Origin of the sequence: Pseudomonas sp. E6002 (assembly GCF_013385565.1) — a bacterium.
Lineage (GTDB): Bacteria > Pseudomonadota > Gammaproteobacteria > Pseudomonadales > Pseudomonadaceae > Aquipseudomonas.
Window position 1 is genome coordinate 85,422 of the sequence record NZ_JACAPT010000015.1, and the last position, 21,787, is coordinate 107,208.

The following is a 21,787-nucleotide window of genomic DNA, read 5'->3' on the forward strand; positions in this document are numbered from 1 at the left end:
TGTGCATCTGGGAGGCACCTCTCTAAGGTTGCCCAGGCGCTGAATACCCCTTTACCTGTACTCAACCTCGCGTCGACAAGATGTAGCCATCTAGCTACAAATGGAACTATGATCAACAAGAAAAAAATATACGAGATCCACCAAACACCCGAGTTCGAGAGCTGGCTTAAACGTATGAAGGACACTCAGGGAAAAGCGGCAATTCTGACCCGACTGGATCGTGCCGGAGCGGGCAACTTTGGTGATTGCGAATCGGTTGGCGATGGGATGAGCGAAATGCGTGTTTTTGTTGGCCCGGGCTACAGAATTTACTATGTGCGCTCGGGAATCGCAGAGTACTTGATGCTCAGCGGGAGCGATAAAACGGATCAAAAACGGGGCATACAAAAAGCTAAAGCAATACTCGCTGGCCTGAGAGGTAAATGATATGAGCGATAAATTCAATCCCGAGGAGATGCCAATCCTCAGCCTCGACACGACGGGTACGACTCATTACGAAGCCTCGCGCTTTCTCGATAGCCCGGAAGCAATGGCGGCCTATTTGGCTGAAAGTCTGAAAACCGGTGATACCGAGGGCCTTATTCATGCGTTGGCCGAGGTCGCAAAAGCCAAAGGCGTAAATAAGGTCGCCAAGGATGCGGGGGTCAATCGTGAAAGCCTTTATAAGGTGCTGAAAGCCGGCTCGAAAACGCGATTTGAGACCATAAGGAAGCTGATGACCGCAATCGGTGTCGAACTCACCGTACAACCGGTAACAGCGCTGGCTGTCACTTCAAAACCCGTTGATCCAAGGGCTGGCAAGCCCGTTTCAGCCGCCAAGCCTGCAGCGAAGACGCGCTCGTGATCATCACTGTGTGTTTTGTTGTGGCCGTGTTGCTGGTGCCGTTGATGCGCATTGAGTCGCCGTCAGACAGTGAGGTACTGGATCACCTCGCCCATCGCGTCAATATCGGGAGCATCGCTCACTGCTGCTTCCGAGTTGCACCATGGGTAACTCAGACCTGACACCCACTTCATGACGCTCCCCAAATCCGCAGCGGGCAGCGTCTTCATATGCTCGATAGTGATGGTGAGCTTTTCAACAAGCCCCGACTCAACACTGAACTGCCACTCATACACCCCACACCCAACCCGGGCTTCGCCGGAGTTTTTGTCGGACATCCCCACCAGCCATTTGCACTGATAGGTTTTGGCCCCCGCTTCGGGTGGCTGCCCCAGGCAAAACGTATAGACGTTTTCAAAGGTCTGCCCGAACCGCCTCACCAGCACATCGCCAATGCCGCCCACCCCTTCGACGTGGGGCGGAAACGAGATGGACCCGGTGCGCACCACCATGTCCAGGATTGCCTCGGGAACAAACGCCCGGCTGAGCAAATGCGGGCGGTTGCCGTCCTTGGCGAGTATGTAGTGCTGAATCGCGAGTTGAGCAGTGTTCATGGTTTTTCCGACGATTCCCTATCAGGTAATGCTTAGGCCTTCTGGATCAGCTCTCAGAGGTAACAACAGGCTCATCACCGGACTCGGCAGCCAGCTTCAATCGGTCTGCTTTGCTGATGTATTTATCCTTTTTGGCCGGTGCCAATTTGGCGCTGGCCTTTTTGGCCTTGGCCTTGAACAGCTGCTGTAGTTTTTTTTGACGATTCATGTTTTCTATCCGGTGTGTAATCAGTGCTTGCCGGCGTGATTATCCATCTTTCATGCCTTTATCGAAGCAGATTTAATTCACGGCACTCCACAGCGCCACCGCGGTCTGTCCCTATACGCCTCTATTCTCGCCCAGCGGAGCCACCATGATCATCGTCCACCACCTCAACAACTCCCGTTCGCAACGTATCCTGTGGCTGCTCGAAGAACTCGGCCTGCCCTACGAGCTCAAGCGCTACCAGCGCGACCCGAAAACCAACCTCGCGCCCCCTGAACTCAAGGCGATCAATGCCCTGGGCAAATCACCAGTGATTCAAGACGGTCCCCACGTGGTGATCGAGTCCGGCGCCATCATCGACTACCTGATTCGCCGCCATGGCAACGGCCGCCTGCAACCGGATCCGGCCACTGCCACCTATGACGAATACGTGCAATGGCTGCACTTCGCCGAAGGTTCGGCCATGCTGCCACTGATGCTCAACCTGTACGTCGGGCGCCTGGGTGACGCGGGTGCGCCGTTGCATCCGCGTATCGAATCCGAGGTGGCGAACTACCTGGGTTATCTGGACAACGCACTGGGGCTCACGCCGTACCTGGTGGGTGACGAATTGACCGGCGCGGATATCCAGATGAGCTTCATCGGCGAAATCGCCCGGGCTCAGGGCAAGCTGCAGGCCTACCCGAATGTGGCGGCGTGGGTGCAACGCTTTCAGGAACGGCCGGCGTATCGCAAGGCGCTGGAACAGGGTGGCGCATACGCGTTCGCGAAGTAAAAGGCCAGGCGGTTTCGGCGGGTGTTCATCTGTATTGCGTTAATCCCCGGGATGAGGATTACTGTAGGACGCATCCGGCATTGAGATAACACAGCATGTTCGAACTCGCCCCCATCCTGACGTATGTCGCCGTGGTCATCGGCCTTTTCCTGATTCCCGGCCCAGCCGTGCTGCTGGTGATCACCCGCACCCTCCAGGGTGGGCGCAAGGTCGGGATTGCCACCGGGCTGGGGGTGGCCTCGGGCGACCTGATCCATACGCTGTGCGCGGCGCTCGGCCTGTCGGCCATCCTGATGACCTCGGCCGTGGCGTTCAACGTGGTCAAAATCGTCGGTGCCTGCTACCTGATCTACCTGGGCGTACGCGCCTTCATGGCCAAGCCTGGCGTAACCACGCGCAAAGACCTGCCCACGGTGACCTCGACCCAGGCGTATTTCCAGGCGGTGGGTGCCGAAGTGCTGAACCCGAAAACCGCGATTTTCTTCCTGGCCTTCCTGCCGCAGTTTATTCACCCGGAATCGGGTTCTTCCCTGGCGCAGTTCGCGGTGTTGGGGTTGATCTTCTCGGGGCTCAGTGCGGTGTACACCACGCTGATTTCGGTGGCGATTCGTCCGTTGAGCCAATGGATGGTGGGCCTTTCAAGGCTGCGCCGTTGGGAGGGGAAGATCATTGGGACGTTGTTCATGGGATTGGGGCTGAAGATTGCTTTCCAGCAGCGTTAATCGGTTGCAAACCGCTGCCTTTTAACCCGGTACATCTCACCATCCGCGTGGCTGAGCAGGCTGTCGGCATCTGCCCCATCCGCCGGGTAAAAAGCTACGCCGATACTGCAGGACGGCATCTTGACCGCGCCAAACTCAGCGCTCAGGGGCTGGGTCATCACCGCAACTATCTGCTGCACTTTGGCCGACACGGCTTCCGGTGACTGAATATCCGTCAGCAGCACGGTGAATTCATCCCCGCCCATCCGGGCCACCAGGTCGCTCTCACGCACACACCCTTCCAACCGTCGTGCAATCACGCAAAGCACGCGGTCGCCCACGGCATGCCCGTGCACATCATTGATGGCCTTGAAGTCATTCACGTCCAGAAACAGCAAGGCCAGAGGACTTTTGTGGTGGTGGGCGGCTTGCAGGGCCTCGTCCAACCGGTCATTGAACAGCGAGCGATTGGTGAGGGCCGTCAACGGGTCGTGATGGGCGAGGAAACGCAGCTCTTCCTCCGCCTGCGTCAGGGCGGTTACGTCCCGCGCAACACCGATCCGCGCCCCCACTTCCTCGGACCAGAAGGCCGCCCACAGAATGTGCACCACGCTGCCATCCTTGCGGATATAGCGGTTGCGGAAGTCGACGTGGGGCTTGCCATTCATGACCCGCACAATCGACGCCCGGGTGCGGGCCAGGTCTTCAGGGTGCATGTAGTGGGTGATCAGGGTGCCGGTCAGTTCCTCGGCGCGGTACCCCAGCAGCGCTTCGCAGGCATCACTCACAAACACGATCTGATTTTCACTGTCGACCACGAACACCGTATCCAGCATCAAGTGGATCAGTTTGGGATAGAGGGCTTGCAGGTCAACGGGCATAGGTCTGGGGAGCGTCTGGTTCGGATTGGGCGATCATAGCCCGATCCCGAAGGATGGCGAAAAGGAATCATAGCGGCCCGCAGAATAGCCCCCGGCAATGTTGCTGCGCCAACTGCGTCGCCACCAGCAGGCTGCGCCACCCTTCAAGGTCGTAGGAGAGCGCCCGCCAGAGCAGCCACGGCCAATGGTCGCAGAGGTGGAACACGCACCAGATCATTCGACACTCGGTTTTTATAATGAACGAATGATTGCTATGCTGAACACCCGGCGACAAAGCGTCAACCCATTTATGGATGATTTGAAGAACAAATGACCGACATAACGAACAATCTCAATCCAAGCCGAATCGACCTGCTGGCCCTGTCGATCAAGCGTGAACGCCAGGCTGCGGGGCTTTCATTGACTGAACTGGCAAAACGCGCAGGCGTGGCGAAGTCGACCTTGTCCCAGCTGGAGTCCGGCATCGGCAACCCCAGCATCGAGACCCTGTGGTCGTTGGCCACGGCGATGGGCTTGCAGGTGACCCGGTTCTTCGAACAACCCCAGCAACACCTGCGGGTAATTCGCGCCAACGAGGGCCTGACCACCTATACCGAAACCGGCCACTACGCGGCCACACTGCTTGCGGATTGCCCGACGGGCGTGCGTCGCGATATCTACCGGCTAAAGGTACAGCCGGGCGACGCGCGCCTGTCGCAGCCCCACCCTGCCGGCACCGTCGAGCACGTGCTGCTGTGCAGCGGCAGCGCGAATATCGGCCCGGCCGGTGCGCCTGTGCTGCTGCACGCCGGCGACTACATCAGCTACCTGGCGAATGCGCCCCATGTGTTCGAAGCACTTGAGGCGGATACCACGGCGGTGATGGTGATCGAACATCCCTAAGCCGCGGGGATGTGCCCTCAGGCATGGATAGGCAGGGCCAACCCGAACAGCACAAAAAACCCGCCGCAGACTTTATTGAATCGGCGCCCGGTTCGCGCCAGCCAGGGCCGTACCCGGTGCGCGGCGCTGGCCACCAGGTACTCGACGATGAACTCCACCACGGCGTAGGTCAGGGCGATGGTGAGCGTCTGCGCAACGATGCTCCGGTGCGGGTCCAGGAACGGTGGAATAAACGCGGTGAACAGCAGCAAGGCCTTGGGGTTCGAGATCGCCGATACCAGCCCCTGGCGGAACAGCGGCCAGCTCCGCGAGCTGGTGGTGCCGGTCGCCTCAAGGCTGACCGGTGCCGCCCGCCACAGCCCGAAGCCCAGCCAGATCAGGTACAGCCCACCCGCCACCTTCAAGGCCGTGAACAAACTGGCCGATGCCTGGATCAGCGCACCCAACCCCAACGCACACAGCGCCAGCACAATCGCAAAACCGAGCACGCCGCCGCTGATGGTGAACAGCGTTTTGCGGCTGCCGTGAAGCGCACCGTGGGTCAGCGCCAATAACGCATTGGGCCCTGGCACCACCGAGATGCCGAAGCAGGTAACCAGGTAAAGCAACCAGGTATCAAAGGGCATGGATCCGATCCAGAAGATGTTGGTTCAAGGCAGAATGTTGCGGGTGAACAAGCGACCATGAAAAGCGCATAATTCAGGCCTTAGCCATTCGATTAACGAATAGAGGTAAGCGCGATGCCCGCCAGCGATTTGCAACTCGATTGGCTCAAATGCTTTGTGGCCGTGGTGGATGCCGGCTCGTTGTCTGGCGCCGCCCACGAGGTCAACCGCTCGCAGTCCGCCGTCAGCATGCAGATGAAGAAACTCGAAGCCGCCCTTGGACGACAGCTCTTGAGTCGCGGCCCGAGGCACCTGCAACTGACTGCCGATGGCCAGACGCTGCTGAGCTACGCCCGGCGCATGCTCGCCCTGCACGCTGAAACCCAGGCGGCGTTTCATGGTGAAGAGCTGACCGGGCGCATCCGCCTTGGCGTTGCCGAAGACTACGCGGCCCGGTACCTCACGCCGCTGCTCAAGCGCTATTCGCCGCGCTACGCCGGTGTGGAAATCGAACTGACCTGTGAACAGTCGACCACGCTGATCCCGCAGTTGCGCAGCGGCGATCTTGACCTGGCGCTGGTGTCTCGGGACTCGCCCCAAAGCGGCACCTTCCTGTTCAAGGAGCCCATGGTATGGGTAGGTTCACCGCAGTTCGAACTGTGGCGGCGCGACCCGATCCCCATCGCCGTCTACGAAAGCGCAAGCCTCGCCCGGCGGTATGCGGTGAACGCACTCACCCAGCAAGGCCGCGAGTTCAAGGTGGTGTACAACAGCTCCAGCCTTGCCGGCCAGGTGGCCGCCGTCGAGGGCGGGCTCGCGATTGCCGCGATTACCCAATGCACCGTGCAGGATTCGCTTCAGGTACTCGGTGACGAGCACGGTTTGGGCAGCATTGAGCCCATGGAGGTTTCGATTCTGCGTAGCCGGGCGTCCCGCGGGTCCAAGGCGGTCAATAGCCTGCATGCGTTCATCATCCGGACGCTGAGGGCTCAGCCTTAGTGGGCAGAGCGTTTCGGCACAATCATCGAGCGCTTCGGCGCAGTGCCGTGCCTACGCGCTGTTTAGGATCAAGGCTCAAACCACGCCTGGACATCACCGCAATGAAACTCAAAGGACTTGCCCCCGCGATCACCCTGATCATGGCCGCCAGCGGACACGCCGCCAGCTTCTCACTCAACAGCCCGGACATTGCCGACCAACGCCCGCTGACGCACCTGCAGGAATTCAACGGCTTCGGCTGCAGCGGCGGCAACACCTCCCCTGCCCTGTCCTGGGCCAACGCCCCGGCGGGTACCAAAAGCTTCGCCATCACCGTCTACGATCCCGACGCCCCGACCGGCAGCGGCTGGTGGCACTGGACGGTGGTGAACCTGCCCGTCACCGTCTCCAGCCTGCCGAGTAACGTGGGCACCCACCTGCCAGCCGGGGCGGTGCAAGGCCGCACGGACTACGGCCAACCCGGCTTCGGCGGCGCCTGCCCGCCCGTGGGTGATAAACCGCATCGCTATCAATTCACCGTGTGGGCGTTGAAAGTCGACACCCTGCCGATCGACAATCAATCCAGCGGCGCCCTGGTCGGCTACATGCTCAATGCCAACAGCTTGGCCAAGGCCACAATCACGGCCCCTTACGGACGCTAGTCACGATGGATGTTCACGAAGGTCTGCGGCACCGGGAAAGCATCATCGAAAGCTGCGTGATCAGGGCCCGGCAACACCATACCCTGCAACGCGTGCCGATCTTCATGACCGCCCTGTGCCGCGTGCGACAGGGGCAAAAACTGATGCAGTGGGATGAGCGCGAAATGCGCGCCGGCCCACAGCACCTAATTCTACTGCCGGCAGGCCGCGAGCTTGGGGTGACCAATTTTCCCGGTGCCCAGGGTGACTACATCGCCGACGTGGTGTCGTTTCCGGTGCCGGTGTTGCGTAACTTCGTTGCCCGGTATGGCGCGCAGTTCAAGGGCAGCATGCATGCCGACCTGTGCGTACGCCTGGACAAACAGACCCGACAAGCCTGGGACCAACTGCTGACCGCACTGAGCACCGGCGCCCCGTCGGCCCTGTGCACCCACTATGGCGAGGCCGTGTTGCTCTGCCTGTGCCTGGCCGGCCAGGCGGGACCGTTGCTGATGGATCGCAACGACCCCTTGAGTGAACGCGTGCAGCGGTTGATCGGCAGCAACCTGTCCAGGGACTGGACCGTTGCCACGGTCGCGCAGCAGTTGAATCTGGGGGAATCGACGTTGCGTCGGCAACTGGCCAATGAGGATGCGAGCTTCAGGGCCATCCTGGAAAATGTTCGGCTGGGGGCGGCGTTGCAACAGCTGCAAACCTCCAGGGATTCCATCGGGGAGATTTCCAGTGCGTGCGGGTATGCGTCGGCGTCGCGGTTTGCGGTGAGGTTCAAGTCACATTATGGGCTTTCACCGCGCTCGTTGCGGGCGGCGATGTGAGGTACACACTCGCTGAGTAGCCCGTCACCTGTGGCGAGGGAGCTTGCTCCCGCTGGACTGCGCAGCAGGCCCATTTTTTTGGGGCCGCTGCGCGCCCCAGCGGGAGCAAGCTCCCTCGCCACAGGTACTTCGCGGTTATTGAAGCGCTTTGGCAACCGCATCAAAGGCAAACATATCGTCGATCACCTTGCCACCCGTGGGTTTGGTCTGCGCCTGCCACACCACAATCACCACATTCCTGGTCGGATTGATGTAGAGGTACTGACCAAACGTACCGGCCGCCGTAAAGGCTTTATCCGCTTTGGAAGCGTCGGTCCAACCTGGCCACCACATGGACGCAAAGTCACCGTACGCCGCATCTGAACCGGTAGTCGCGCTGGCAAAACTCAACCAGCCTTCAGGCAACACTGGCTGCCCACCGGCCTTGCCACCGCTAAGCACGAACTGCCCAAAACGCCCGTAATCCTCAAGCGTCGCGCTGATACCGCTGCCGCCCACTTCATTGCCATTGAGGCCGTCGAGCCACCACTTGGCATCGGTTTGCATGCCGTAAGGCGCCCAGATCTTCTCGCTCAGATATTGCGTCAGTGGCTTGCCCACCGCAGCGCTCACCAGTTGCCCCAACACTTGAGTTTCACCGGTGCTGTAGTTGGTGCGAGTGCCAGGCGGCGCGGCGGTGGGCAGGCTGGCCATGAACTTGAGGAGCGACCCGGGCACTTGTTCACTACGCAGTTTGATCAAGTGGCGCTCGTCCGAGGTAGGGTCCGTGTATTGCTCGTTCCACTTGATCCCGGAGCGCATCGACAGGATCTGCCGCACGGTGACCTGGTCGTAACCGCTACCGGCCAACGCGGGTAAATAACGGGTGACCTTGTCATCCAGGCTCTTGATGGCGCCGTCCTGCAGCGCCGCGCCCACCAGCGTCGAGGTGATGGACTTCGCCACCGACATCGACATCCACCGGGTGTCGGCGGTGTTGCCTTTTTCATAACGCTCATCGACGATCTTGCCGTCCTTGAGCACCAACAGCCCGGTTACCCGGTTGATCGCCACGTAGTCATCGAGGCTGTAATGCTTGCCTTTGTAGTCAAAGGCAACCGGCCCAAGTGGCTGGCTGCTGCGGGGTAACGGGAACGGATGGCCGCCCGCCTTGATCGTGCGCGTCGGGAACAACCGGTCGGTATTACGGAAGGTAGTGACGGCCAAGTCCTCGCTGAGCCTGCCGTCATAGATCGCCTGCACGTCGCCGATCGGTTCCTGTGCATGGGGATAAGGCTTCGCGGGATCCGGGGTGGCCGCGCAGGCGGTTAACGACAGCGCAAGTGTCGACGCACACACCAACACATGAAGCGCACTGCGTTCAACCGGGGATGAAGGGCGATGAAGCACGGGCATAAGCACCTCTTTATTATTGTTTGATCGGCCTTGAAACGCTTCGGCACATCAGCAAAAACCGACATGCCGAGGCTCAGGATGCAGCGGGGGATTTTTTCTGGCGCGCGGGATCGGGCCGGATTACGCGCGGAGTCGGGCCATGGGCAATCGAGAGGGTCTACACGGAAGAGAACGCTCTACGCAGGCAGTCTTATCAACGAGACTGATGATTACTATCGAACCGGTCGCCTATTGGCTTACCAAAACCCATTCCTATAATCGCCTCCACTTTCTCCCTCCCGTCTGCCCGCAGGCGAAATCTCCTCCCGGAACCCAACACCATGCCAAGCGCAAGCCGGGCCCCTAGCGGCCTCCCCGAACATAATCAACAAACCGTCCTGCAGCAGTGGCTGGCGATTCTTTCCGTTGCCGTAGGCGCCTTCGCCCTGGTCACCAGCGAGTTCCTGCCGGTAGGCGTACTCAACGACGTCGCCGCCGACCTCGGCATCAGCGCCGGCCACGCCGGGCTGATGGTCACCCTGCCCGGCATCATGGCCGCCCTCGCCGCCCCGTTGCTGTCGGTGGGCATTGGCGCCATGGACCGTCGCTACCTGCTGATCGGCCTGACCCTGATCATGATCATCGCCAACATGGTGGTGGCCTACGCCAGCGACTTCAGCCTGCTGCTGTTCGGCCGCGTACTGCTGGGCATCAGCATCGGCGGCTTTTGGGCCACCGCCATCGCCCTCAGCGGCCGCCTGGCGCCCAAGGGCGTGGGCGTCGCGAAAGCCACCTCGATCATCATGATGGGCGTGACCCTGGCCACCGTGCTCGGCGTACCCGTCGGCACCTGGCTGAGCGGCCTGATGGGCTGGCGCATGACCTTCCTCGTCACCGCGCTGGTGGGCATCCCGGTACTGCTGGCGCAGATGTTCCTGCTGCCCCGCCTCGAACCGGAAAAAGCCATTCGCATCGCCGACCTGCCGGCCCTGTTCATCAACCCACAAGCACGGGTTGGCTTGATCGCCGTATTGCTGATCGGCCTGGCCCACTTTGCCGCGTACACCTACGTCGCGCCGTTCTTCAAAAACAGCTCCGGCTTCGACGGCCCGACCATTGGCTCCCTGCTGCTGCTCTACGGCGTGGCCGGCGTAATGGGCAACGTCTTCGCCGGCTTTGCCGCCAACCGCAGCGTGCGCCACACCTTGCTGCTGGTGGCGCTGATGATCGGCACCAGCACCGCCCTGTTCCCCTACTTCGCCACCGGCATGAGCGGCGCAGTAATGCTGATCGCACTGTGGGGCTTTGCTTTCGGTGCCTTCCCGGCGTGTGCGAGTATCTGGATGTTTGTGGTTGCGCCCAAGGATGTGGAGCGTGGCATGCCGCTGTTCGTCGCGTTGTTTCAGGTGATCATTGCCGTGGGCTCGTTCTTTGGCGGGCAGATTGTCGACAAGATGGGCACTTCGGTGCTGTTGAGTTTGGCGACCGCGTTGGTGGGCGCCGGGTTTGTGACGGTGCTGGTGTTGGGGCGCAAGGTGAGTAATAGCCTGGCGGCTCAGCCTGCTTAATCGAGGAAAACGGGACTGATTGAATTCAGTCCCGTGGCTGGAGGCAGTGAGCGCCGCACCTTGCTCCATTGCCTACAGTTGCGTCAGAATCCGCCGGCTTGTGCACCTGGGTTGGGGTCTCTAAGGTTGCTCGGTCGCTGAAACCTCAGTGATCGGGTTTAGTAGCCCGAGGTTCAACCTAACGTGTGCATGAGCTTCATCTGTCGGACGTCCTTGTCTGTGCTTGATGGTGGCTGTGCGTAGGGCGCCCTCGGGCGCGCCGGTTTTTGTTAGGTTCCCCCGGTCTACTAACCTGCGTACAGCTGCCACCCCCTCGTTTAGTAGCAACGGGGTGGAAGCCCGAGCAAGGAACTTAACGATGTTCAAGGTAACGCCGAATCCTCCGGGATCTCCCGATTTGAAACTCAACCAAGCCGCGCAACGTGCCTTGGATCACTATCTCAATCCCTCCTCCGCCAAAACCGCCCCGCCGTCGGGTGCGCTGTTCAGTGTGGCTGCTGATGCCAGCAGTGAAAGTCTGATTACCAATAGCTATGAAACCTTTGCCTCGGTCAGCGCGTTGCTGCTTGATCTGTCGGACGAGCTGAGCGGGAAAGACCGTGATGTGGCGTTGGCTATTCATCAACTCAGTGAGTTGGGGGTGCTGTTGATGGGTAAGTTGATGGATCGGGAGGTGCCGTCTAGCTGAAACCGGACGCTGTCCAGGCTACTCAACTAGCTCAATCGACTGATCGCCGAGGCGCTGTAGGCATCTACGGCGGCTCAGCGACGACGATGCCGCTTTAGTTGAGTAAGTCGCCGCTCATGCTGCGCTCAATAGCGGTTTCAGGCCATTTGCCGCCATTACGAAACGCCGTTTTCGACTCCAAACGGACACTCCACTGATGTCAGGCAGGTGTGGGATTTCAGCTTCTGGTGGTCGCGACAAGAATGGGCTTTGTACCGTTGCGCCCTTTAAAGACCATTGTCACATCGACCACCGTATCCATTCCCTCAAAAAACACATCCGCGTTGACCCCATCGAGCCGTTTCTTCAGAGGGGTAGTACTGGTGATGTGGCGGCTCAGTAGGCTTTCAAAGTCAGCCCTATTGCTATCAATCCACCTCTTCAGATCGGTTCTGAGCTGCTCGATTGGCTTGAGCTTTTTACCCGACGGCTTTCGCTTGGGTCCTAGCGTGTCGAGAACGCTGATCTCGTCGATTGAGTAGAGAACCGGGACCATGCACAGTTCGGTCCCGTTCTCGTTCTTCAAGATGGCAACAAGAGTCGTGTCGGAAGGCGCCCGAGCAAGATCTTTTGGGGTGACGGAGAGTGTCACATCCACCCGATCGAACGGTTTAGGCAGAATCCCACCAATGGTCATGCTTTGAGCGAATTTCGTGATTTGTTGGCTCGCAAGCCTTGCCCAGCCGACCTTCTGTTGATTGAGCACGCATAGGCAACGGCTCGACTTAATCATCCGGGGGAGCACGATGCCGTTCTTCCTGGTCCACTGGAGCAGGTCAACCTTCGCATCAAATTTCAGTCGTGCAGAGCCCTCAGATGGCTTTACTGTTCCGGTGTATTTCGTGCCGGAAGGTGCGCCAGACCGAACGGCAGCACCAATTGCAGCTAGGTTCTTAGCCTTTCGTGCAGCTCTCTCTTGTTCCTGCTGATCCCGAGCAACCTGGACTCGCTTGGTAGGTATCGGCTTTACCCTGAATCTTGGACATCGCTTCGTTGAATTCTTCGAAAGCCTTTTTGGCTAAGCGAACATCCTTCTCCATCCGCAACACCCTGGCCCAGTCGATCAATTCCAGATCCGGGTCGTCAATCCAATCATTGACCACGCTCCGAACTCGCTCACAAGAATTGGCTTTACTGTTATCGAAACAAACACTCAACTCCTTATTTTTCGAGGCCCCCCTGAAGGTAAGGTTCTGGCTGCCAAGTGTGACGAAGTCAGCCTCGTCCATGATGACTTTCGCATGAAGGTCCTTCACCTCGTAAATCGTGCACTTGTTGATGAGCAACAGCTTGAAGGCAGCGATTGTTGACGCCATACAGACGAAGTCCCTTACCTCGAACCGTGTGTAAAACGTTGCTTGCTTGTTGGCCAAGAGCTTAAGCGTGCTGTTTTCTGTGATGTAGGGGGACAGCACTGTCAGAGGCGTGGTGGCTTCTCGGATCTGCCGATTCCATCGAGGAGCCAAATTGGTTCTGATGCGGATCATTCAACCGTCCCTGGTCTGCCTGGGCGCGAGGCGCGGGGTATATTGGAATCCCTCCAGTATACCGCCGGCGCAGCTGACCATCACAGGCTGTAACCTTGATCGGCAGAGAACAGCCAAAAGCGAACGATCAAGAGAGTGTCAGATTTTTTGTGTACGAGCGGTGATGGCCTACCGTGAGGCAAGCCTTCATTCGACAGTCGCCACCGCCCCTCTTCCGGGACTGATGAGCAAACCTCATGAAGCCTTGCCGATTTACCCGTCTAGTCCTCAGTCGTTAGCGCGCTTACTGTCTCCCCACGCCCAACGGGAGATCAACATGCACAAACGCACACTCGGCAACAGTTCACTCGAAGTATCCGCCCTCGGCCTCGGCTGCATGGGTCTGAGCCATGGCTATGGCCCGGCCACGGATACCGAGCAAGCCATCGCACTGATCCGCTCAGCCGTTGAACGAGGCGTCACGTTCTTCGATACCGCCGAATTCTACGGCCCCTATATCAATGAGCAAGTAGTCGGCGAGGCGCTGGCGCCAGTTCGCGACCAGGTTGTGATCGCTACAAAATTCGGCTTCGCCGTCGGCACCGACAATACAAAACAGGCTCTGGACAGCCGGCCCGAACGTATTCGAATAGCCGTCGAGGGTTCGTTGCGTCGACTGAAGACCGATTACATCGATTTGCTCTACCAACACCGCGTCGATCCGGACGTGCCGATTGAGGACGTTGCCGGGGCGGTGAAAGACCTGATTAGCGAAGGAAAGGTCAAGCACTTCGGCCTGTCGGAGGCAGGCGCGCAAACCATTCGTCGCGCCCATGCGGTACAGCCGGTCACGGCGCTGCAAAGCGAATACTCGCTGTGGTGGCGCGAGCCTGAGCTGGAAATCCTGCCGACCCTTTGGGAGCTGGGCATCGGCTTCGTACCGTTCAGTCCATTGGGTAAAGGCTTTCTCACCGGCACGGTGTCGGCCGATTCCACTTATGGCAGTGACGACTTCCGCAGCATCGTCCCGCGTTTCAGCCAGTCGGCGCTGCAGGCAAATCAGGGTCTGGTGGTGTTGATCCGTCAGATTGCTGCGCAGAAACAAGCGACACCGGCCCAGATCGCGCTGGCCTGGCTGCTCGCGCAGGCACCGTGGATTGTGCCGATTCCGGGCACGACCAAACTGCATCGCCTGGAAGAAAACCTCGGCGGCGCGAACATCACCCTCGACGCTGCCGAACTCAAGGCCATTGATACCGCGCTGGCGCAGATCCGCATCGAAGGCGAGCGCTATCCCGAGGCTCTCAAGGCGCGCGTCGGTCGATGAGTACCGATCACGATCCGCTGCGGCGCACGGTCATCGCCGCACTGGCCAGCGCCCCGCTGCTGTCGCTCGCCGACGCGCAAGGCGCCAGTGAAACACCGCGTTCGGGCTCGCGGATTCTGGTCGCGTATTTCTCGCGCTCGGGCAATACCCGCGTGGTCGCCGGGCTGATCCAGCGTGGACTGGGTGCCGATCTGTTCGAGATTCGCCCCGCCCACGCCTACCCCGAGGACTATCTGCAAACCGTGGAACAGGCGCGCCAGGAACGTGACAGTGGCTTCGAACCCGAGCTGCAAAACACGGTTCACGCCCTCAGCGACTACGACACGATCTATCTCGGCTTTCCGATCTGGGGTGAAACCGCCCCGCCGATCGTGCGCGCATTCCTCAGCGCCCACGATCTGACCGGCAAGACCCTCATCCCCTTCAACACCCATGGTGGATATGGCCTGGGCAACAGCCGCCGTGTGCTGGTCAAGCATGCGCCGAAGGCCAAAGTGCTGGAAGGTTTTGTGATGGAGGGTGAGCAGGAGCGCAAGACCATGGAACGCGTGAACGGCTGGCTGAAAGATCACCCTCTCACGCACTAATCGAATTCTGTACGGAGTAACTCCATGAAAATCCGCACGTTGGGTAATGGCCTGGAAGTGTCCGCCTTGGGTCTTGGCTGCATGAGCATGACGTCGGCCTACGGGCCGGCAGCCGACCAAGCCAGCATGATCAAGCTGATTCGTTCGGCCCACGAGCAAGGCGTCACCTTGTTCGACACCGCCGAAGCGTATGGCCCGTTCGCCAATGAAGAGCTGCTGGGGGAGGCCTTGCAGCCGATCCGCGAGCAGGTCGTCATCGCCACCAAGTTCGGTTTCGATATCGACTTGATCACCGGCGCACGTGGCGGCGGCACCAACAGCCGCCCGGAGCATATACGCGCCGTGGCCGAAGCGGCGTTGAAGCGTCTGCGCACCGATTGCATCGACCTGTTTTATCAGCACCGCGTTGATCCCCAGGTGCCCATCGAAGACGTGGCCGGCACCGTCAAGGATCTGATCGCCGAGGGCAAGGTCAAGCATTTCGGCCTTTCTGAAGCGGGTGTGGAAACTATTCGCCGGGCCCACGCGGTGCAACCGGTCACGGCGGTGCAAAGCGAATATTCGCTGTTCTGGCGTGGCCCGGAGCTGGAACTGCTAGCCGTGCTGGAAGAACTGCGGATCGGCTTCGTACCGTTCAGCCCGCTGGGCGCCGGTTTCCTCACCGGTCAGATCGACGAGAACACGCAGTTCGACGCGAGCGATTTCCGCAATTTCGTCCCGCGCTTTTCCCCTGAAGCGCGCAGGGCCAATCTGGCGTTGGTCGATGTGGTGAAAACCGTCGCGCAACGCAAACACGCCACGCCGGCGCAAGTGGCACTGGCCTGGTTGCTCGCACAGAAACCGTGGATTGTGCCGATACCGGGCACGACCAAACAGCATCGCCTGGAAGAAAACCTGGGCGCGGTCGAGCTGCAATTGAACGGCGACGATCTGCGCGTGATCAACGAACAGATGGCACAGATTCGGGTGCACGGCGAACGTCTGCCGGAGTCGGCACTGAAAATGACCGGACTCTGAGTCTGCCCGACGCGGCGCCATGTGCGGCGTCGCTTTCTCTGTCTGACCGGAGAACTCATCCGATGAACCGATTGATTGCGCCACTCGTTGCTTTGTCACTGATGGCGGCAGAGTCCCAGGCCGCCAGCGAAATCCGCGTTACGCCGAACGGATCCCAGCCTTCGATCAAGGGCGCAGCGGAAAACTTTACCGGCTCTGTACGCGTCGATGGCCTGTTCAAAGGTGAAGCGCCCGCGCGCATCGGTGGCGGCACGGTGACCTTCGAACCCGGCGCACGCACGGCGTGGCACACCCATCCGCTGGGACAAACGCTGATCGTCACTGCCGGCGTCGGCTATGTGCAGCAAGAGGGTGGCGCGCGTCAGGAGATCCATCCGGGCGACACTGTCTGGATTCCACCGAACACCCGTCACTGGCACGGCGCCACGGCCAGCAACGGCATGACCCACATCGCCATCGCTGAAGCCGAGGATGGCAAGACCGTCACCTGGGCGGAGCAGGTCTCGGAGGCGCAATACGCCGGCCAATAAAGTTACGGAATGTGTCGAAGCTGCTCGACCGGCACGTTCGCGGCGAACCGCCACGTAACCTCAATGCCCCGTAACAACCTGCCCGCACCGGGATTCCAGCGGTTATCGCACGTCGACTCATGAGTTCTGCTCATGAGTCCATGCGCTATTTCGGGGTTAATCGCCACAACCATCCTCCTTACGATCCAGCAACACCGCAGCGCCCCGCAATGGATGGAGCCCTTCACGATGATCACTGACACCCGCAACCGCACTGCCCTCCCCACACTCATGGCGCTCTGCCTGAGCGTCGGGGCGATGTTCAGCGTCACCACTCAAGCAGCCGAGGCTTCGCCCACCATGACCAGCACACCCGCCAGCGCAGCCCGCTTGTCGAGCCAGCAACAAGCCATTCCACTGATCGCGGCGTTCATGGCGACCAGCGACATGCCCAACCTCAACACGGCGCTCAACCAAGGGCTTGATGCCGGCCTGACCATTAGCGAAACCCGCGAAGTCCTCGTGCAGCTCTACGCCTACGTCGGCTTCCCGCGCAGCCTCAACGCCTTGAATGAATTGATGACCGTGGTGCAGGCGCGCAAACAACGCGGCCTTGACGATGCGCCGGGGCGTGAGCCGAGCCGGGTGATACCGGTGGGGGATGAGCTATTGGCAGCGGGTACGGCGAATCAAACGAAAATCTCCGGCGCCCCGGTCAAAGGCCCGGTGTTCGAGTTCGCCCCAGTGATCAACCAGTTCCTGCAAACGCACCTGTTCGGCGACATCTTCGAGCGCGACAACCTCGACTGGCAAAGTCGCGAATTGGCGACTGTCGGAGCGCTGGCAGCGACGCCGGGGGTCGAGCCTCAGTTGCGCTCGCACATGGCGGCGAGCCTGCGCGTCGGGCTCAGCGCAGCACAGTTGCACCTAGTCACCGAACTGCTGAAAAAGCATGGCGATGCACAGACTGCCGAGCGGGCCAACGCAGCGCTGGTCCAAGCCCTCGCGGCGTCGAGGAAGTGACATGAGAACTGCAAAACGTCTGCTGAGCGTCATGCTGTTGAGCCTGTTGGCGGCCTGCGCGAACCACTCCGAAGGCCCGCTGCTGATCCAGAAACAAGGCAGCTTCGCCGCCGGCGGAACGATGACCACGGCACCGGGCACCTTCAACCCGCGCCAACCGATGACGCCCAACGGTCAGACCTACCACGGTGACCACGCCTACGCCTTCTATCAAATCCCGGTGGACGCGCGAAAACTGCCCATCGTCATGTGGCACGGCGCAGGTCAGTTTTCCAAGACCTGGGAAACCACCGCCGATGGTCGCGAGGGTTTTCAGAACATCTTTCTGCGCCGCCACTACGGCGTCTATCTGATCGATCAACCCCGGCGTGGTGATGCCGGGCGCAGCATGGTCGAGACTACCATCAAGCCTGTGCCGGACGAACAACTGTGGTTCAACCAGTTCCGTATCGGCCTTTGGCCCCGCTACTTCAACGGCGTGCAAGTGGCACAGGACGCCCAGACCCGCGAGCAGTTTTTCAGGGCTATGACACCGAACACCGGGCCGTTTGACATGGGCGTGGTCTCCGATGGTGTGTCGGCGCTGTTCGACAAAATCGGCCCCGGCATCCTGTTTACCCATTCTCAGGGCGGCGGGCCGGGCTGGTTGACGGCGATCAAGAACGACAAGGTCAAAGCCATCGTGGCGTTCGAACCGGGCAGCAGTTTCGTGTTTGCTGACGGTGAAGTGCCGGCGCCGATCCCCAGCGCGTTCGACACGGTGCAAGGCGCAGCGGTGCCGATGGAGCAATTCATGGCACTGACGCGCATTCCGATTCTGATCCTGTACGGCGACAACATCCCGGAACAGGCAGTCGATCTGCCCGCTCAGGACAGTTGGCGCGCACGCCTGAAAATGGCCCGGCTCTGGCGTGACGCGGTCAATCGCCATGGCGGTGATGTGCGACTGATACACCTGCCGGAGATTGGCATTCACGGCAATACCCATTTCCCCATGTCGGATCTGAACAACGTGCAGATCGCTGACCTGGTCGCGCAGTTCCTCAAAGAAAAACAGCTGGACTGACCCAAATACTTTCGCAACTGCCGTCCTTTTTTTGCTCAGGAGCTTCACGTGAAGAACACCCTCAAAGCCACGTTCATGTCGGCATTGGTCGGCCTCTCGGCAGGCGAAGCCTTGGCCGCCGACTACAAGAAGAACCCATTCACCCTCGCCTACGACGGCGCGATCACCCGCAACGAACCGGGCAGGGTCAACATCCACCCGGTCAGCTATAAGCTCAACGGTCTGGACATCGCCGCCAACGTCTACACGCCTGCCAACTACGACGCGAAGAAGACCTACCCGACCGTGGTGGTTGCGCATCCAAATGGCGGCGTAAAGGAGCAAGTCGCCGGTCTGTATGCCCAGCGCCTCGCCGAACAGGGCTACATCACCATCACGGCCGATGCGGCCTATCAGGGCGCCAGCGGTGGTCAGCCGCGCAGCATCGATAAACCGGCGTATCGCATCGAAGACATTCACGGCATGGCCGATTTCATCAGCCAGTTCGCTGGCGTGGATGACAATCGTCTGGGCCTGCTCGGCATTTGTGGCGGCGGTGGTTATTCGTTGGCGGCGGCGCAAACCGACAAACGCTTCAAATCCCTGGCAACGGTGAGCATGTTCAACTCGGGTCGAGTACGCCGCAACGGCTACAGCGACTCGCAACTGGACAGCATCCAGCAACGTTTGCAACAGGCATCAGCAGCCCGCGCGCAAGAAGCAGCGGGGGGCGCGGTGCTGTATACGGGGGATGCCAACCTCACCGATGAGCAGACTGCCAAACTGCCTTTCGAACTGTATCGCCAAGGCTATGAGTACTACTGGAAAACCCACGCGCACCCGAACTCGACCTTCAAATACACCACCAGCAGCCTTATTGACCTGATGCGTTTCGACGCCACCGACCATATCGAGTTGATCAATCAACCGTTGCTGATGATCGCCGGCAGCAAGGCCGACAGCCTGTACATGACTCAGGATGCGTTTCCCAAAGCCGCCGGCACCACCGACAAGGAAGTGTTCATCATCGATGGCGCCACCCACATTGAAACCTACTGGGTGCCGCGTTATGTCGATGCGGCGATCGGCAAACTGACGGATTTTTACGCACGCACCTTGTGATCAGCGCGCCAAGGGTCGCACATCCGTGCGCGACCTGCTTTCATGGAATAATCACGCGCTCCTCATGAGAGGTTCTCATCAATGTCCCGCCCCAATCTCAACGACCTGCAAGCCTTCGTGGTCATCACCCGCGAAGGCAGTTTTACCCGTGCTGCCGCGCAACTGGGCGTTTCGCAGTCAGCGCTGAGCCACACTCTGCGGGCACTGGAAACCCGGCTGGGCGTGCGCTTGCTGACGCGGACTACGCGCAGTGTTTCACCAACGGAGGCGGGCCAACGCCTGTATCAAGCGATGGCGCCGCGCTTTGAAGAAATTGAACTGGAACTGGCTGCCGTCAGCGAGTTTCGCGACACCCCCGCCGGCAATGTACGGATTCAGGCGTCCGAGCATGCGGCGAACAATATTCTCTGGCCGAAGCTGCTGAAGGTGCTGCCCGACTACCCGGACATCAAGGTCGAAATCACCGTCGATTACGCCCTCGCCGACATCGTCGCGCAGCGCTATGACGCTGGTGTTCGACTGGGTGACCAGGTGGCCAAGGACATGATCGCCGTGCCGATCGGGCCATCGTTACGCATCGCCGTTGTCGGCTCACCGCAGTATTTCCAGCAGCGGCCTTACCCGATGGAACCGAGAGATCTGGCGGCGCACAACTGCATCAACCTGCGCCTGCCGACTCACGGCAGCCTGATGCAATGGGATTTCGAAAAGGATGGCCACGAACTCAAGGCCCGCGTCGAAGGCCAATGGACATTCAACAGCAGCGTGCCCATTCTGCGTGCGGCCGTGGCGGGATGTGGCTTGGCTTTCCTGCCAGAGGACATGGTGGCGAAGGAGCTTGCCGACGGTAGCCTTGTGCGGGTGTTGGAAGATTGGTGCCAACCCTTTGCCGGTTACCATCTCTACTACCCCAATCGCCGTGAACATTCGTCAGCGTTTGGCGTTGTAGTTGAGGCGTTACTCTACAAGAGCTGAGTCATCGACCTTCAAGGCGTCTGAATTTTTCCCGCCCCCTCAAACCGTGAATGAGCAGATGATTTTGATCGACTGCGTCGGGCGCGACCGGCTGCAAGCCGATTGCTGCCCCTCGTAACAAGCAGCTTCTGGCTTATCCCCCCTAAAGCCCCACCCAAAAACGCCGATAACCTCCTACCATCAATCAACCCCCGCTCCCCTACACCCGATTCGCTCCCCGCATGCTCGTATGGCACGTCGCAAGCTTGCCTCACCCCGGCCCGTCCACATGGAGTACGAGTGAATGCCTGCCCAAGCCCGTTTCATCGAGCACTACCGCAAAGCCGACCGCATCATGCTCGCCCTGATCTGGCTGATGACCCTCTTCTCCCTGGGCCTGGCGTTCTGGCACGACACGCTGCTTCAAGCGCTTTTCATAGGCGGCGGCACCAGCGTGGTGCTGACCCTGGCCTATCGCGTCATCGGCGGCACCCGCCTGATGCGTTGCGCCCTTGGCGTCGGCCTGATGGTCATGGCGGCGTTGCACATCAACCAGGCCCAGGGTGTCATCGAATCGCACTTCGGTATCTTCGCGCTGCTGGCGGTGCTGACGTTCTACCGCGACTGGCTGCCTATCCTGGTGGCCGCTGTCACCATCGCGGTACACCACGTGGTGTTTCATGCCTTGCAGCACCAGGGTTTCCCGGTGTTTGTGATGGAGCATCACGGCGGCTGGAGCATGATTTTCGTCCACGCGTTCTACGTGGTGATGGAGACGGTCGCCCTGCTCTACCTCGCGGTGCACAGCCAGACAGAAGCGCTAGAAAGCCAGGAAATGCTCGAAAAAATGCTCGCCGTCACCACGCAGTTCAGCGGTGAGGCCGTCAAGGGCAGTCCGGAAAAAGTGCATGTCTCCCTTGCCACCCGTTTCGATCACTTTCTGACCCAGATCACCGGCCTGATCGACGGCGTCGCCCGTGACTCCCACGGCCTCGGCCAACTCGGCCAGGAGCTGGCTCACGCCAGCGGCACCCTGGAAAAAGGCGCGCGCCACCAACTGGCGGAAATCGCCCAGATGACCGGTTCCATGCAGCGCATGGACTAATGGCCGACAGTAGCCGCTCATG

The 21,787-nt window shown here is 60.1% G+C and carries 25 protein-coding genes and 1 pseudogene; 19 read left to right on the forward strand and 7 right to left on the reverse strand.

Annotation, left to right across the window (positions count from 1 at the left end; translation table 11 throughout):
* The first annotated feature begins 108 nt into the window (after positions 1-108).
* On the forward strand, positions 109-426 hold the full coding sequence (locus tag HX815_RS13920) for a type II toxin-antitoxin system RelE/ParE family toxin (RefSeq protein WP_008434722.1): 318 nt from the start codon (positions 109-111) through the stop codon (positions 424-426).
* 1 nt (position 427) lies between these two features.
* Entirely contained in the window at positions 428-844 is a 417-nt protein-coding gene (locus HX815_RS13925; protein ID WP_008434724.1) for an addiction module antidote protein, read from the forward strand.
* A 62-nt stretch (positions 845-906) separates the two neighbouring features.
* Here HX815_RS13925 and HX815_RS13930 read toward each other — a convergent pair whose 3' ends face one another.
* Positions 907-1,437 carry a hypothetical protein gene (locus HX815_RS13930; RefSeq protein ID WP_102605919.1) on the reverse strand — a complete coding sequence of 177 codons (531 nt, stop codon included), beginning with the start codon at positions 1,435-1,437 and terminating at the stop codon, positions 907-909.
* Between the two features lie 46 nt (positions 1,438-1,483).
* A complete protein-coding gene (locus HX815_RS13935; RefSeq protein ID WP_008434728.1) occupies positions 1,484-1,645 on the reverse strand; it encodes a DUF2986 domain-containing protein in 162 nt (53 codons plus the stop codon).
* Positions 1,646-1,790: 145 nt separating this feature from the next.
* Here HX815_RS13935 and HX815_RS13940 point away from each other — a divergent pair, with 145 nt between their 5' ends.
* The gene (locus HX815_RS13940; RefSeq protein ID WP_102368774.1) at positions 1,791-2,417 is read left to right on the forward strand and encodes a glutathione S-transferase family protein; all 627 of its coding nucleotides are present in this window, start codon (positions 1,791-1,793) and stop codon (positions 2,415-2,417) included.
* A gap of 95 nt (positions 2,418-2,512) precedes the next feature.
* On the forward strand, positions 2,513-3,139 hold the full coding sequence (locus tag HX815_RS13945; protein WP_177022092.1) for a LysE family translocator: 627 nt from the start codon (positions 2,513-2,515) through the stop codon (positions 3,137-3,139).
* On the opposite strand, the gene HX815_RS13950 is transcribed toward HX815_RS13945, so the two are convergent.
* Positions 3,136-3,999: a sensor domain-containing diguanylate cyclase gene (locus HX815_RS13950; protein ID WP_008434731.1), complete on the reverse strand. Its 864-nt coding sequence runs from the start codon at positions 3,997-3,999 to the stop codon at positions 3,136-3,138. The genes HX815_RS13945 and HX815_RS13950 overlap by 4 nt on opposite strands.
* 309 nt (positions 4,000-4,308) lie before the next feature.
* On the opposite strand from HX815_RS13950, the gene HX815_RS13955 reads away from it, so the two are divergent.
* Complete coding sequence (locus tag HX815_RS13955) at positions 4,309-4,881, forward strand: helix-turn-helix domain-containing protein (RefSeq protein WP_177008665.1); 573 nt, start codon at positions 4,309-4,311, stop codon at positions 4,879-4,881.
* A gap of 17 nt (positions 4,882-4,898) precedes the next feature.
* On the opposite strand, the gene HX815_RS13960 is transcribed toward HX815_RS13955, so the two are convergent.
* Positions 4,899-5,507, reverse strand: a complete 609-nt coding sequence (locus tag HX815_RS13960; protein ID WP_003215589.1) for a LysE family translocator — start codon at positions 5,505-5,507, stop codon at positions 4,899-4,901.
* A 114-nt stretch (positions 5,508-5,621) separates the two neighbouring features.
* Here HX815_RS13960 and HX815_RS13965 point away from each other — a divergent pair, with 114 nt between their 5' ends.
* From HX815_RS13965 to HX815_RS13975, 3 genes are all read left to right on the forward strand, one after another.
* Entirely contained in the window at positions 5,622-6,485 is an 864-nt protein-coding gene (locus HX815_RS13965; protein WP_177019879.1) for a LysR family transcriptional regulator, read from the forward strand.
* 101 nt (positions 6,486-6,586) lie between these two features.
* Positions 6,587-7,126 (forward strand): YbhB/YbcL family Raf kinase inhibitor-like protein, encoded by a 540-nt coding sequence (locus HX815_RS13970; RefSeq protein WP_177028426.1) that lies wholly within the window; start codon positions 6,587-6,589, stop codon positions 7,124-7,126.
* Positions 7,127-7,131: 5 nt separating this feature from the next.
* Complete coding sequence (locus tag HX815_RS13975; RefSeq protein WP_177028427.1) at positions 7,132-7,941, forward strand: AraC family transcriptional regulator; 810 nt, start codon at positions 7,132-7,134, stop codon at positions 7,939-7,941.
* Between the two features lie 135 nt (positions 7,942-8,076).
* On the opposite strand, the gene HX815_RS13980 is transcribed toward HX815_RS13975, so the two are convergent.
* The gene (locus tag HX815_RS13980; protein WP_177028428.1) at positions 8,077-9,336 is read right to left on the reverse strand and encodes a serine hydrolase; all 1,260 of its coding nucleotides are present in this window, start codon (positions 9,334-9,336) and stop codon (positions 8,077-8,079) included.
* 320 nt (positions 9,337-9,656) lie between these two features.
* Here HX815_RS13980 and HX815_RS13985 point away from each other — a divergent pair, with 320 nt between their 5' ends.
* Entirely contained in the window at positions 9,657-10,883 is a 1,227-nt protein-coding gene (locus HX815_RS13985; RefSeq protein WP_003209751.1) for an MFS transporter, read from the forward strand.
* Between the two features lie 358 nt (positions 10,884-11,241).
* Positions 11,242-11,571: a DUF6124 family protein gene (locus tag HX815_RS13990; protein WP_032899015.1), complete on the forward strand. Its 330-nt coding sequence runs from the start codon at positions 11,242-11,244 to the stop codon at positions 11,569-11,571.
* 217 nt (positions 11,572-11,788) lie between these two features.
* Here the strand turns inward: HX815_RS13990 and HX815_RS31655 are convergent, their stop codons facing one another.
* A complete protein-coding gene (locus HX815_RS31655; protein WP_256351101.1) occupies positions 11,789-12,316 on the reverse strand; it encodes a hypothetical protein in 528 nt (175 codons plus the stop codon).
* A 187-nt stretch (positions 12,317-12,503) separates the two neighbouring features.
* Positions 12,504-13,097 carry a phospholipase D family protein gene (locus tag HX815_RS31660; RefSeq protein WP_256351102.1) on the reverse strand — a complete coding sequence of 198 codons (594 nt, stop codon included), beginning with the start codon at positions 13,095-13,097 and terminating at the stop codon, positions 12,504-12,506.
* Positions 13,098-13,413: 316 nt separating this feature from the next.
* On the opposite strand from HX815_RS31660, the gene HX815_RS14000 reads away from it, so the two are divergent.
* The 9 genes and pseudogenes from HX815_RS14000 to HX815_RS14040 form a co-directional block, all read left to right on the forward strand.
* Positions 13,414-14,403 (forward strand): aldo/keto reductase, encoded by a 990-nt coding sequence (locus tag HX815_RS14000; RefSeq protein ID WP_003209745.1) that lies wholly within the window; start codon positions 13,414-13,416, stop codon positions 14,401-14,403.
* Positions 14,400-14,990, forward strand: coding sequence for a flavodoxin (locus tag HX815_RS14005; RefSeq protein ID WP_102605912.1), 591 nt, complete (start codon positions 14,400-14,402; stop codon positions 14,988-14,990). Before HX815_RS14000 ends, HX815_RS14005 begins: the two co-directional genes overlap by 4 nt.
* Before the next feature lie 24 nt (positions 14,991-15,014).
* Positions 15,015-16,007 carry an aldo/keto reductase gene (locus HX815_RS14010; RefSeq protein ID WP_177028429.1) on the forward strand — a complete coding sequence of 331 codons (993 nt, stop codon included), beginning with the start codon at positions 15,015-15,017 and terminating at the stop codon, positions 16,005-16,007.
* 62 nt (positions 16,008-16,069) lie between these two features.
* Positions 16,070-16,537: a cupin domain-containing protein gene (locus tag HX815_RS14015; RefSeq protein WP_008432610.1), complete on the forward strand. Its 468-nt coding sequence runs from the start codon at positions 16,070-16,072 to the stop codon at positions 16,535-16,537.
* 228 nt (positions 16,538-16,765) lie between these two features.
* Positions 16,766-17,539, forward strand: a complete 774-nt coding sequence (locus HX815_RS14020; RefSeq protein WP_003209734.1) for a carboxymuconolactone decarboxylase family protein — start codon at positions 16,766-16,768, stop codon at positions 17,537-17,539.
* Positions 17,540-17,660: 121 nt separating this feature from the next.
* Positions 17,661-18,605, forward strand: coding sequence for an alpha/beta fold hydrolase (locus tag HX815_RS14025; protein ID WP_173406085.1), 945 nt, complete (start codon positions 17,661-17,663; stop codon positions 18,603-18,605).
* Positions 18,606-18,653: 48 nt separating this feature from the next.
* A complete protein-coding gene (locus HX815_RS14030; RefSeq protein WP_008432604.1) occupies positions 18,654-19,706 on the forward strand; it encodes an alpha/beta hydrolase in 1,053 nt (350 codons plus the stop codon).
* An 81-nt stretch (positions 19,707-19,787) separates the two neighbouring features.
* A complete protein-coding gene (locus tag HX815_RS14035) occupies positions 19,788-20,681 on the forward strand; it encodes a LysR family transcriptional regulator (RefSeq protein ID WP_003209726.1) in 894 nt (297 codons plus the stop codon).
* 283 nt (positions 20,682-20,964) lie between these two features.
* Positions 20,965-21,762: pseudogene (locus HX815_RS14040) on the forward strand (methyl-accepting chemotaxis protein); the annotation flags it as partial.
* Between the last annotated feature and the right edge of the window lie 25 nt (positions 21,763-21,787).